General features: G+C 72.0%; 6 protein-coding genes and 2 pseudogenes. 4 read left to right on the top strand and 4 right to left on the bottom strand.

What is annotated here, in order from left to right; all coding sequences use genetic code 11:
- Positions 1 to 496: 496 nt before the first annotated feature.
- A pseudogene (locus AB0I91_RS44155) lies at positions 497 to 1,837 on the top strand (MFS transporter); the annotation flags it as partial.
- Here the strand turns inward: AB0I91_RS44155 and AB0I91_RS44150 are convergent.
- Positions 1,831 to 6,642 carry a CHAT domain-containing protein gene (locus AB0I91_RS44150; RefSeq protein ID WP_499642230.1) on the bottom strand — a complete coding sequence of 1,604 codons (4,812 nt, stop codon included), beginning with the start codon at positions 6,640 to 6,642 and terminating at the stop codon, positions 1,831 to 1,833. The pseudogene AB0I91_RS44155 and the gene AB0I91_RS44150 overlap by 7 nt on opposite strands.
- A 547-nt stretch (positions 6,643 to 7,189) precedes the next feature.
- Positions 7,190 to 7,798, bottom strand: coding sequence for a TetR/AcrR family transcriptional regulator (locus AB0I91_RS44145; RefSeq protein WP_499642227.1), 609 nt, complete (start codon positions 7,796 to 7,798; stop codon positions 7,190 to 7,192).
- Between the two features lie 82 nt (positions 7,799 to 7,880).
- Here AB0I91_RS44145 and AB0I91_RS44140 point away from each other — a divergent pair, with 82 nt between their 5' ends.
- Together AB0I91_RS44140 and AB0I91_RS44135 are read left to right on the top strand one after the other, a co-directional pair.
- Positions 7,881 to 9,065: a DUF418 domain-containing protein gene (locus tag AB0I91_RS44140; RefSeq protein WP_499642225.1), complete on the top strand. Its 1,185-nt coding sequence runs from the start codon at positions 7,881 to 7,883 to the stop codon at positions 9,063 to 9,065.
- Between the two features lie 43 nt (positions 9,066 to 9,108).
- Positions 9,109 to 9,438: a hypothetical protein gene (locus AB0I91_RS44135; RefSeq protein WP_498785749.1), complete on the top strand. Its 330-nt coding sequence runs from the start codon at positions 9,109 to 9,111 to the stop codon at positions 9,436 to 9,438.
- 80 nt (positions 9,439 to 9,518) lie between these two features.
- Here the strand turns inward: AB0I91_RS44135 and AB0I91_RS44130 are convergent, their stop codons facing one another.
- Both AB0I91_RS44130 and AB0I91_RS44125 read right to left on the bottom strand, forming a co-directional pair.
- A complete protein-coding gene (locus tag AB0I91_RS44130; RefSeq protein WP_499642222.1) occupies positions 9,519 to 10,949 on the bottom strand; it encodes an Nramp family divalent metal transporter in 1,431 nt (476 codons plus the stop codon).
- Between the two features lie 102 nt (positions 10,950 to 11,051).
- Entirely contained in the window at positions 11,052 to 12,434 is a 1,383-nt protein-coding gene (locus AB0I91_RS44125) for a glycoside hydrolase family 10 protein (RefSeq protein ID WP_499619243.1), read from the bottom strand.
- 523 nt (positions 12,435 to 12,957) lie between these two features.
- Between AB0I91_RS44125 and AB0I91_RS44120 the strand changes: the two are divergent.
- Positions 12,958 to 13,178: pseudogene (locus AB0I91_RS44120) on the top strand (glycoside hydrolase family 27 protein); the annotation flags it as partial.

The raw sequence follows: 13,178 nt of genomic DNA, 5'->3' as shown, positions 1-13,178 counted from the left end.
ATCGCCGACTCCGCGATGGAAATACCGGTCGCCCACCCGTTGTCACCGGTACCCGCGTTGAAGAACGAACCCGACTCCGCCGGCGGCGCCTCGACCAGGGGGTTCTCGCCCGCCATCAGCCGACCCCGGACCCGATGGACCCGGCGGCCACAGCGGCCACGACGGCCACGACGGGCCGGATCGGCACGACGGACGCAGCGGACACAGTGGCACCCCCAACACAGTTGCTCGGCTCTACCGGATCATGACGCATTGGTCGCCAATATGGTTCCGCGCCGCCGCGAGGATCTTGAATCCGGCCTCGAGAGGCACGGTGACCTGCACTTTTCTTGACTTGTCGAAAGTCACACGGCATCCCGGCCCAATGCGACGACGCGCGATCCGGCACGCCGGCGGCCGTGATCGTGGAACTCGTGGGAGCCACCGGCCCGTCGTCGTTAGTCTGATCATCTGCGACTACGGCGGGGGTGGCGGCATTCAAGGCGACGGTGTCGGTGTGGTGGCCGAGGAGGACGGGGCCGGGGCGTCGACGGCGCGCCGCGTCCGGGCGGTGCTGTCCATCGGACCGTTCCGGCGGCTCTGGGGCGTCACGTTCCTGTGCAGCGTCGGCGACTGGCTGTCGCTGCTGGCGTTGACCGGTCTGGTCACGAAGCTGGCCGCAGGGTACGGGTGGGAGGGGTTCGCGCTCAGCGCGGTGGTCCTGACCCAGCTGCTGCCCGGCGTGCTGTTCGCGCCGCTGGGCGGGGTGCTGGCCGACCGGTTCGACCGGCGCAAGGTGATGGTCGCCTGCGACCTGGCCCGCGGCGGCCTGTTCCTGTCGATCGCGTTCGTCGGCACGGCGTGGTGGCTGTTCGTGGCGAACTTCCTGGTCGGCTGCTGCGCGATGCTGTGGATCCCGGCCAAGGACTCGGCCGTGCCGAACCTGCTGCGCCGACCGGACCAGGTCGACACCGCCAACCAGCTCGGCCTGGTGATGACCTACGGCATCACCACGGTCACCGGGTTCAGCCTCTACTCGCTGGTCGCGGGCATCCCCGGCTACCTGGGCGTCCGGGACGGCGACCTGGAGTTCCGCATCGCGACGATCGCCGTCGTGGTCAACGGCCTGCTGTACCTGTCGTCCGCGGCCCTGATCGCGGTGCGGATCCCGGAGCTGTCCGGCCGGGCCGCGCCACGGGGCAGGCGAGGCGGCCCGGGCTTCCTGGTGATGATGCGCGACGGCCTGCGGTACGCGTGGCGGACGCCGCTGCTGCGCGGCCTCGTCATCGGCATGACCGGCGCGTTCGCCGCGGCGGGCGGGGTGATCGGCAGCGCCAGGCTCTACGCGTCGAGCCTGGGCGGCGGCGAGAGCGCCTACGGCACGTTGTTCATCGCGGTCTTCGTCGGGCTGGCGGCGGGCATGGCGATCGCGCCGAAGCTGTCCCGCCGGCTGACCTACAACCGGCTGTTCGGCGTCACGATCGTGGGCGCGGGCGTGAGCCTGGCCGTCGTGTCACTCGCGCCGCACCTGTGGTTCGCCCTGGTCGCGGTGGCCGTGGTCGGCGCGTGCGCGGGCATCGCGTTCCTCACCGGGCTCACCATCATCGGCACGCGGGTCGAGGACGCGATGCGCGGCCGGATGGTGGCGCTGGTCCAGTCGCTGATGAAGCTGGTCCTCGGCCTGTCGACCGTCCTCGGCCCGCTGCTGGTGACCCTGGTCGGCCCCACGGCCGTGACCCTCCTGGACCACTCGTTCGACATCGACGCCACCCGGCCGGTGCTCCTGGGCGCGGGCGCGCTCGCGGCCGTGGCCGGGCTGGTGTCGCACCGGCAGATGGACGACCGGCTGCTTCAGCCCTCGCCGGACGGTCGCTGACGTGGCGGGCTGACGATGCCGGTCAGGCCGTAGCGGTCGTCCACGTCCCGGAGGTTGAGCGTGACGCCGACGCTGCCGGGCTCGGCGAGGATCGGCTCGAAGCCGTCGAAGTCGACCTGGCGCCACGGCGAACCCCCGTCGTCGACGATCGGTCCGGTGAGGTCGTAGACCTCGCCGGTCTCCGGGTCGGTCCACTCCGACGGCAGCTCGGCGGCGAACCTCGCGGGCACGTCGAAGCCCATCTCCCGGTGCACGTCGAGGTCCCACACCCGCAGCACCCCGTCCCGGTCGCCCGCCAGCAACGTCGGGCGGCCGGCCACCTCGCCGAGGGCCACCGCGGTGATCCCCATGGCGACCCGGCCCTCGGTCAACGCGGGGCCGAGCTGATCACGCGTCCGCAGGTCCCACAGGCGGACCGCCTCGTCGTCGCCACCGCTGACCGCGACCGGCGCGCCGTGCAGCACGCCGAACGCCACGGCCTCGACCGGGTCCTCGTGCGCGTCGAAGTAGTCACCCAGCTCACGGTGTTCGCGCAGGTCCCACAGCTGCATCGTGTCGTCGCGGCTGCCGGTGACGGCGACGGGCGTGCCGTCCACCTCGCCGACGGCGACCGCCTCGACGTGGTCGTCGTGCCCGCGCAGCACGCCGACCTGCTCGTGCCGCTCCACGTCCCAGACCCGGACCGTGGTGTCCTCGCTGCCGCTGACCGCCACCAGGCGCCCGTCCACGACGCCGAACGCGATCGCCCTGATCACGGAGTCGTGGCCGGCGAGCGGCGGGCCGACCTGCTCGCGGCGGTCCAGGTCCCACAAGCGCACGGTGGAGTCGTAGGAGCCCGTCACGGCCAGCGCCCGCCCTTGCCACACCGTGCACGCCACGGCGGAGATCGCGGCGCGCACCCGCCACCGGTACGGCGCCACCACTTCGGTCACGTGCTCCCGCGTGGTCAGGTCCCACACGTCCAGACCAGGCCCGTGGCCCACGACCGCGACCGGCCGCCCGGCCAACGTGGTCACGGCCGCCGCGTGCAGGCGGTGACCGGAGCGGGTGAGCGGCTCGCCGACCTGCCGGTGCGTGCGCAGGTCCCACGTCCGCACGGCCTCCTCGTCCGCGGTGACGGCGAACGGCCGCCCGTCCAGCTCCACGAAGTCGGTGAAGCGGATGCCGCCGCGGTGATCACCCATCGCGGGCACGACCTGCGCGCCGAACAGCCGCGGCTCGCCGTCGGGCGGCGCTGCGCGCGGGCGTTGCCCGGCGTCGCGGTGCCTCATGGCGAGGATCGCGGCGAACAGCTCCGCGCTCGTCTCGTCCACGTCCCCGAACACACCGGGGTCGAGCCCGCCCTCCTCGGTCTGGTGGATGGCCGTGACGAGCAGTTCGCGCTGCTCGCGGTAGTCGGCCAGGGCGTCCTGACCGATCCGCAGGTTCTCCCGGGGCACCGAGACGACGTCGGCGAACAGCTCGGCCAGCTCCGCGTCGTCCGGGACCAGGATGTCGAGCACGACGCCCAGCCGCACACCGGGCACCTGCTCGACGGTGCGCACCATCTCCTCGAGCGAGCCGGGGAACAGGTCCGGCCCGTGCTCCAGCAGGTCCGACAGCTGCACGACGGTGGTGCCGCGCTCGGCGTGCGACGACGCGGCACGCAGCACGCTCGCCGCCGCGCGGTGCGCCGCGCACACCCGCCCGTGCTCGCCCGTGGCGGCCAGGTGGGTGGCGAGCAGGTCGTGGCCCTCGGCCAGCACCGAAGGGCTGGAACTCTCGTAGGAGTACCGCAACGCCGGCCGCGCCATGGCCAGCGCGTCCTCCGGCCGGCCGAGCGCGTCGCGCACCTTGGCCCGCAGCCGGAACACCTCGCCGAGCAGCACGGTGTCGTCGGCGTCCTCGAACACGGCCTGGCTGTGCCGCAGCACGTCCTCCGCCTCGTCGACGCGGCCCAGCGCCAGCAGCACCACGGCCGTGTCGAGCCGCGACCGCGCCCGCTCGTGGTCGGTCGCGCCACGCCGCACGTGCAGCGCGTCGATCCGCTCGCACAGCCCCAGCGCGACGTCCCAGTCGCCGAAGCGCGTGACCGCTTCCAACGCGGTGCTCAGCACCACGCCCCGCACGCTCACCGGTGTGGCGCGTTCCGGCTCGCCGCCGTCGTCGTCCAGCCCGTCGACCACCTCGACCAGCTCCACGGCCCGTGCCGCCGCCTCGTGGTGCCGTCCCATCCTGGTCAGCACGGTCAGCTCCACGCACGTGTCGGCGACCCGCGTCCACGGGCCGTACCCGGCGAGGTCGGAGTAGCCGGGCAACGCGCGCGCCAGTTCCAGCGCTCCTTCGAGGTCGCCGTGGTCGGTGAAGATCCGCGCGCACTCCGAGGTGGCGAGCGAGGCGATGTCGAACCGGGCGACCTCGACCCCGAGCCGGACGAGGTCCAGGAACATCACGGCCGCCGCCTGCGGATCGGTCCGGGACAGCAGCTTGGCGTACAGGGCCGTCACGGCGGGGCGTTCGCGGGCGTCCTCGTCGCGGTCGAGCATGTGGCGCAGGTAGCTCATCGCCCGGTTGGTGGTCTCCGGGGCGACATCGCGGTCGGTCGCCGTCTCCAGCATGTCGACCGCCTGCGCCCACCGACCGGTGCGCAGCAGGTACGGCGTGGCGGCCAGGCCGGACAGCACGATCACCTCACCGGAGCGGCCCTGCTCCTCCTCGGCGTGCGCGTGCTCGTACACCGCCGCCAGGCACTCGATCGTCTTCTCGTCGACCAGCGCGCCGAACGCCGGGTCGGCGCCCGCGCGGATCGCCTCGCCGACGCCGCGGTGCAGCCGGTAGACGTCCTGCGTCGGGTCGTCGCCCTCGACCTCCACCAGCACCGCGGCCATCAGCGGCGCCAGCGCCGCCTCCAGCGCCGGCGCGTCCTGCCCGTGCAGCTCCCGCCAGACCTCCTGCCACACCACGCGCACGATCCACGGCCGGCGCTCGTCCTCCTCGACGTGCGCCAGCAGCTCCACCAGCGTGCGGGCGGGCGCGGGCAACGTCGCCAGCACCGTGCCCGTCCACGCCGAGAGCAGCCGCAGGAACTGCGGACCGTCCAGCTCGCTGGCGCCCGTGGTGAAGAACGCGGTGACCGGCGTGTCGTGCCCCGCCGCCTCCGCCGCGGCCAGCGCCTCGGCGAGCCTGCCCGGTTCGGCCGCGGCGACGTCGGCCAGTTCGAGCAGCTCCGGGTGTCCCTGCGCGACGTTCAGCACGCGTCGGACCAGGTGGAGGTCCTCGGCGGAACGTGCGGTGGCGCGTTCGGCGGTGGGCTGGTCGCGCAGCGGCACGCCCAGGTGCGGCAGCTCGCGGGCCAGCAACACCGACTCCGCGATCGACAGCGCGTGCGTGGGCAGCACCACCACGAGGTCCGGGTCGAGGTCGGCGGGCGCCACCCGGCTGGTCAGCACGACCCGCGACAGGCCGCGGTGACCGGTGAGGCACTCGATCAGCAGGCCCCACAACGGGTCCCGCCACGTCGCGTCGCCCGACAGCAGCGTGTCGACGTTGTCCAGCACCAGCAGCACGACTTCCTCGCGCAGCACCGCCGCCAACCGGGGCAGGAACCGGCGCAGCTCCGCCTCGCCGGCCACCGCGTCGAGCATCGGGATGCCGAGCTGGGTCTCCAGCGCGGTGGCCAGGCCGACCAACGCCTGGCCGAAGTCGTCCGGGTGCTCGGGCGCCTTCCACCACGCCAACGCGCCGAACCGGCCGCGGTGCTGGTGCGCCAACTCCAAGGCGCACGCGGACTTGCCCGCGCCCACCATGCCGACGAACAGCACGCCCGTGCGCCCGCTCTCCGGCGCCAGCGCGGTGCTCGCCTCGACCAACGCCCGCGTGCGGCCGACGAACCGCTCCGGCTCGGGCGGGAACCACGCCATCCGCTCGGCGTACGGGTCGAGCACGACACGTCCCGGTGGCGGCGCCACGCGCAGGCCCACGGTCCCGGCGCCGATCAGCATCGGCGTGCCGATGGACGCGGCGGGCACGGCGGCCGTCGGTCGTCCGCCCACCGCCTTGGGCAGCGCGAGCGCGACCGCCCGGTCCACCGGCTGGCCCGCGCCGAACAGCCTCGGGTACAGCTCACCGGCCAGCGCGACGGCGAAGCCGTCCGCCACGGGGTAGCGCATGGCCAGCGCCGTGATGCCCAGCTCCCGCACCAGACCACGTGCCAAGCCGACCTGGTCGGCCGTGCCGCCGCCGTCCGGCGCGACCTGCTCGGCCAGGTCGTCCAGCCCCAACGCGTGCAGCGTGGTCGCCGCCTCGGCCGCGCCGGACCGGCACGCCGACAGCACGGCCAGCTTCAACCGGTCGCGCGCGGGCCGCAGCAGGTCGACCAGCTCGTCGGTGGAGATCACGTCGGGCTCGCCGTCGGCCTGCTCCAGCACCAGCGCGCCGATCCCGCCGTGGCCGGACACGTGCAGCACGTCCCAGCCGGGGTGCTCCTCGACGGCCTCGGCGAGCCGTTCCCGCGTCACGCCGTACTGCAGCACCCGCAGCTCGATCGCCTTGCGGGACTTCGCCGCGATCGTGCGGACGGTCCGGGCCAGCTCGTACCGCTCACGGCGCAGTGCCAGGATCGACGAGCGGGCGGGCACGGAGAACAGCGCCAGCACCCGGACGCTGCCGGCCACGTCCTCCTTGCCGTCCGGCGGGTCGAGGCCGGCGGGTTCGTAGACCAGGCTGATCTGCTTGCGCGCCAACGGAACACCGTCGACCCGGGCCAGCTCCAGCGGCCGGGACAGCAGGAATTCCGCGTCGTGGGGCACGACCACCCGCACCGAGCCCGACAACCGGGACAGCAGCGCGTCGCCGAACACCCGCTCGCTGATCCACGCGCTGACCCGGTCGACGGCCGCGGCCTCCGAGCCGATCGGGTCGTGCGGCAGCCGGTGGCGGTCCAGGTGCCCGACCAGGTCGCAGAACGCCTCGTACTCGGCGGTGCCCACCTCCAGGTCCACCTGGTGATCGGCCAACACCCGCCCGGACCGGTCGCCGAGCACCCACCGCCACCGGTGGGGCCCCGCGACCTCGACCGCGGTGAGCGTCTGCGTCACGTTCCTGCCCTCCGCCGCGGAAAACCAGAGCGGGCCACACCTTTCCCCGGCCTCGCCCCGAAATCGTAGTCACGTCACGCGGAGCTACCGCGACGTCGTCAGCGCGCGTCCTCCACGCGGGCGAGCACTCGCGACCCGGCCCCGGTGAACGGCGCTCGGGTTGCCGGCGAACGGCCGGGTCCGGGATCACGCGCGGTGACAGCGTGGGCTTGTGCGGTGGAGCCACTTGGTCGCGGCGCCGTCAGGTTCCGAAGGACACTCAGGATTCGACGTCGTCCACGTGGCGCAAGAGTCGGCTGAGGACCAGGTGCAGGGTCTCGCGTTCGCGCTTCGGCTCGAAGCCGGCGTCCACCGCCACGCGGTTGAACAAGCCGTCCACCAGGGCGGCGAGCCAGGTGGCGGTCGTGGCCGGGTCCAGCCCGGGGTCGATCAGGCCTGCCCCGGTCGCCCGGTCGACCAGGTCGGCCAGGCCGGACCGCACCAACCGGTCGTTGGACGCGACCAGGGCGGCGATCCGTTCGTCGCGGTGGGCCTGGGCGGCGATCTCGAGGGTGAGCCGGGCGTAGTCCGCGTCGGCGGCCAAGCCGACCGCCAGGTCGAAGAACGTCGTCAGCGCGTCCCACGGCTCGGCGGTCGACAGGTCGGCGAACAGGGCCTCGGTGTCGGCGCCGTCCTGTTCGACGACCGCGGCGAAGATGTCCTGCTTGCTGTCGAAGTAGTAGAACAGGTTGCCCGAGCTCATCTCCGCCTCGGCGCAGATGTCGGCCGTGCGGGTCTGGCCGAACCCCTTGCGCGCGAAGCACCGCGCCGCGGCCGCCAGGATCCGGAGTCGCTTCGCCTCGCGCTTGGCTGGGTCGACGGTGCGCATGGGCCGATTCAACCAGCGGGGTTGACGGTGGAGGTGACGGGATCCAATATTAGACCGACCACTCGGTTTATGAAAGGGCGCCGTGACTACTCAACCCCGCATCGAGCGGTTGGACGCGTTGCGCGGGTTCGCGCTGTTCGGCATCCTGGTTGTCAACGTGTGGGCGTTCGCGACCGGCTACTACGCCTCCGGAATCGCCGATCCGGCACGCGACCCGGCCGTCCAGTGGATCGTCTCGATGTTCTTCGAGACCAAGTTCTACCTGCTGTTCTCCTTCCTCTTCGGCTACAGCTTCACGCTGCAGATGGATGCCGCCGCGCGGCGGGGCGTCGCTTTCCGGTCACGGATGCTGCGCCGGCACGTCGCGCTCGCGTCGATCGGCGCCGCGCACGCCGTGCTCCTGTTCCACGGCGACATCCTCGTCACCTACGCCGTGCTCGGCCTCGTCCTGCTGGCGCTGCGCGGCACCACCCCGAGGCGCGCGGTCCGGCTCGCGGTGGGTCTGCTGCTCGTCAGCGGCACGGTGTGGACCCTGCTGGGCGTGCTCGACGTGCTCACCCACACCCCGGTCGACGCCACCGTGATGTCCGCGCGGGTCGCCGAAACGGTGGCCGCCTACCGGGGAACCGCGGCGACGGTTGTCGCCGAACACCTGCGCCAGTTGCCCGGCACGCTCGAACTCGTCGTGTTCGTGCAGGCTCCGAGCACCCTGGCGATGTTCCTGCTCGGGTTCGCGGCGGGCAAGTCGCAGGTGCTCGCCGAACCTCGGCGCTACCGGGCACTGTGGTCGTGGCTGCTGCGCGCCGGCTTGCCGATCGGGCTCGTCGGGGCCGGCTTCTACGCCTACGTCGCGGTGAACCACCCGGGGAGCGGCGCCGAGACCCTCGCGATCGGGGTCACCGTCCTCACCGCGCCACTCCTCGCCGGCGGGTACGTGGCCGCGCTGCTGCGCCTGTTCGACACCCGCGTCGCAGCCGTGTTCGCCCCGGCGGGCCGCGTCGCGCTGTCGAACTACCTCCTGCAATCGGCCATCTTGGGCGTTGTCTTCACCGCCTACGGGTTCGGCCTGGTGGGCACGCTGTCCTACGGCGCGGTAGCCGGGCTCGTCGTCGGCATCTACGCGGTCCAGCTCGCACTCAGCGCGCTGTGGCTCCGCCGCCACCGCTACGGGCCGCTGGAATGGCTCCTCCGCGCGGTGACCACGGGCGCGTGGCCGGCTTCGCGTCCGGTCGAGCGGGCGGATCCCCGGCTCACGCGCCGGACGTGACCGCCTGTCCGGTCGAGGCCGCGATGATGTTCAACTGTCCGCCATGTCGCACCCGGAAACTCCTGTGCCGCAACCGTCGCCGCCCCGGCCTCCGGCGACGACCGATCAATCCCGGCCCGGCCACGGCCTGCTGGCCACCGCGATCCTCGTCGCCGGTATCGGTGGAGGCCTGCTGGCGTGGCACCCGTGGGACAAGCCGGTGCCGGAGCCGGCCAAGGACCCGGGACGCATCACCATCCAGAAGGTCGGCGAGCAGCGCGAGGCGGGCAACTCCGACCAGACCCGGCCGGTCTACTGCCTGACCAACGAGACCGGCGGCCTGTACTGCGTCGTGATGCCCAACCAGTACACCGGCATCCAGGAAGAACGCTGAGCCGCCGGCCGCGCGATCGAACCCACTCGCGCGGCCGGCGGACGACGGCCGGACCTGTCGGCGGATGAACCGGGTCGGGTCTAGTCGCCGAACAGCTTGCCGGTCTGCTCGATGATCGTCATGACGCTCAGCACGCCGAACAGGAGCACCGCCCAGCCGAGCGCCGCCACGCGGACGGCGCGGATGCGGATCGGCGCGGGCAGCGCCTTGCGGTTGAGGACGATCAGCAGGCCGGAGTAGAGGAACATCATCAACCCGCCCACGCACGCGGAGATCACCAGCAGGATCAGCGGCTGCCCGAGACCGGCCAGCACGATCGCGCAGCCCACCAGCACCAGCACCCACACCACGGCGAAGTAGAGCGTGCTCTCCTTGACGTTCCTGGCGTACGCGGTCTTGACCACGTCCGCGACGAGGCGGCTGGAGTAGTCCACGATGCCCAGCGCCGCGGCGAACAGCGCGAACGCGCCGATCACCCAGAACAGCGTGCCGAACCAGGCGCCGACCGTCTCCTTCAGCACCTCGCCCTCGATCCGCAGGAACCCGATGTTGTTCGGCAGCCCGGGCCTGCCGTAGACCGTCGCGTACGCGAGCAGCGAGGTGAACATGATGGACACGAACGTGATCAGCACGAAGGTGTAGAGCTGCTCGCGGTTCGCGAACCGCCACCACGCGCGCCACCGGGTCAGGTGCTCGTCGGTCGGCTCGAAGATGAACCCGGTGCTCGGCGCGGCCTCGGGCTTGCCGGTCACCGGGCTCTTGATCCGCGGCACGTACTTGCCCATGCCGAAGCCCTTGTCCCGGATCCAGTTGCTCTGCACCAGGTTCTGGCCGCCGCCCGCGCCCGCGAAGGCGAGCGCGCCGGTCAGGAACGCGAGACCGAGCGGGTCGATCGGGATGCTCGCGTCGGTCACGATCCTGGGCACCTCGGCCCACGTGTCGGCCGAGATCGCCACCACCGCGCCGACCGCGAGCAGCACGATCACCGCCGCGACCTTCAGCATCTCCGTCCGCTCCAGCGCCACGTACACCACCGGCGCCAGCGTGAGGATCAGCCCGATGGCGAGCAGCATCCCGATGGAGATCCAGCGGACGTCGCCGCCCCACAGGTAGGTGACCATGGTCGCCGAACTGGTCGCCCAACCCGGCCACAGGTTCGCCGCCATGGTCAGGACCGCGAACACCAGCCCCCAGTGCCGCCAGTAGCGGCTGAAACCGGTGAGCGCGGTCTCGCCGGTGGCGAGCGTGTACCGCTCGATCTCCATGTTCAGGAAGTACTGGGTGGCCAGCCCCACCAGGGCCGCCCAGACGAACACCAGGCCGACCTGGGACGCGATGTAGGGGAAGAGGATGAACTCGCCGGACGCCAACCCGACGCCCGCGGCGACCACACCCGGCCCGATGATCCGCCACGTGGAGGTCGGCGCCTCCGGCAGCGGTCTGACCTCGGGTGGCGGCAGGTGTCGGCTGGCGGGGAAGTGGCGGGTCACGTCGTCGTGCTGCGTCGTCATCGGATGATCCCTTCGCCGGAACCAAGGTGATCTCCGGGGAGACGATACGGGGAACCGGTCCGCCCGGTCGACGCCTCGACGCGCCGACCGGGCGGGCTCGGCTCAGCGCGCCGAGCAGGTCGGGGTGAGACCGGTGGCGTTGCCGGTGGCCTGGAAGCCGAACTCCACCGACTGGCCCGCCGCGACGGAGCCGTTGTAGTCGACGTTGGTGAAGGCGACCGTGCCGGTGGAGCCGTTGCGGTTGGCGCTCCACTGGTTGGTGACGGTGGCGCCGGCCGGCAGGGACACCGAGACCGACCAGCCGTTGAGGGCCGAGGCGCCCGCGGTGACCTTGATGTTGGCCACGAACCCGCCGTTCCAGCTGTTCAACGACGCGGTCGCGGTGCAGGCGCCGCCGGGGTTCTGCGTCGTGGTGGTGGTCGTCGTGGTGCCGGAGGTCGTGGTCGTGGTGGTGGTGGTGGTCGGCCCTGCCGCGTTGAGGACGTCGAGGACCGCCTGGTACGCGGGCTTCTTGTTGCCCGAGCCGTCGAACAGCAGCGGCGAGTCGTTGGGGTAGCGCCAGGAGTCGGTGTCGCGGATGCCCCACACGGTGATGCCGGTGCACCGCGCGACGGCGGTGCACGCCTGGGTCACGCGGCGGTAGCTGTCGGCCTGCTGGCTGCCGGAACCGGCGATGTCCAGCTCGGTGATCTGCACGTCGACGCCGAGCGCCGCGAAGCGCTGGATGGTGGTCTGGTAGTCGCTCGGGATGCCGGTGCCGAAGTGCGACTGGAGGCCGACGCAGTCGATGGGCACACCGCGGTTCTTGAAGTCCTGCACCATGCGGTAGACGCCCTGGGTCTTGGCGGCGGCCCAGCTGTCGGTGTTGTAGTCGTTGTAGCAGAGCTTGGCGCCGGGGTCGGCGGCGCGGGCGGTGCGGAAGGCGACCTCGATCCAGTCGTTGCCGGTGCGCTGGAGGTTGGAGTCGCGACGCCCGCCGGACCCGCCGTCGGCGAAGGCCTCGTTCACGACGTCCCAGGCGTAGATCTTGCCCCGGTAGTAGGAGGCGACCCGGTTGATGTGGTTGACCAGCGCGGAGCGCAGCGCCGAGCCCTCCATGCCCTGCATCCACCGCGGTTGCTGCGAGTGCCAGGCGAGGGTGTGGCCGCGCACCCGCTTGCCCTGGGCGAGCGCGTGGTTCACGATGCGGTCGCCACTGGCGAAGCTGAACTGGTTCTGGTTGGGCTCGGTGGCGTCCATCTTCATCTCGTTCTCGGCCGTCACCATGTCGAACTCGCGGTTCAGGATCCCGACGTAGGTGGAGTCGCCGAGCCTGCCGGCCGCGACGGCCGTGCCGTAGTAGCGGCCGCTCTGGGCCGCGGACGCGCCGAGAGTGCTCGCGGCGCTCGCGGACGTGGTCGCGAGGAACGCGACGCCGCCCGTGGTGGTGGCCATCAACGTCGCCGCGAGCACCACTCGTGACACTGACCTCGCTGTCAGCTTCATCTTCGACACCTTCACCGAAAGGCACCCGCCGCACGTGGCGGGTGGGATGGGCAGGACCGTTCGACCGGTCCGGCACCGCCGGGTCGCCGGGTGCTGGGCGGCGCGCGGGCGTCGTTCGCGGTGTGAGCACGGACCGGCGGGCCTCGCGGAAGGGGGAGCACCGCGTGATCGGTGCGCTCCGCGAGTCCGGGTGCGAGCCAGTGTCGCCCACATTGTTCGCGCTCACAAGTAGTGCGCTTGGGAAATGTCCCGAGACGCTGCACTGAATGGAGCAACTTTGTCCCTGTCGGCGCTGAGCTGCGCTTATGTGACCTTGTCGAATGTCATTCGATGCCGATCGCTCACGAGTAGCTAAAGTGAGCGATCACATTTTAGCTTTGACCGGCCTAATCGCGCATCGCTACCTTCGACTGGAGATCGGGGTTGGCCGGCAGGGCCCGACCCTGCCGGTGTCCGCCGGGCGACGCTGGGCCGCCGCGCGTCGCGCGAGCCACGACACCGAACACCGGAAGGGACCACGACCATGGCACACCCATCCCGGCGACATCGCGTCGTGCACGCCGTGTCCGCGGCCCTGCTGGTGGCGGCGGGCACGGTGACGATGCTGAACGCCGACCCCGCCCGCGCCCTGGACAACGGCGTCGCGCGCACGCCGCCGATGGGGTGGAACTCGTGGAACACGTTCGGCTGCAACATCAGCGAGACGTTGATCCGGCAGATGACCGATGCGATGGTCAGCTCCGG

This window comes from Actinosynnema sp. NPDC049800 (genome assembly GCF_040656635.1).
Lineage (GTDB): Bacteria > Actinomycetota > Actinomycetes > Mycobacteriales > Pseudonocardiaceae > Actinosynnema.
The sequence above is the reverse complement of the archived record's forward strand: the minus strand, read 5'-3'. Positions and strand labels throughout refer to the sequence as shown.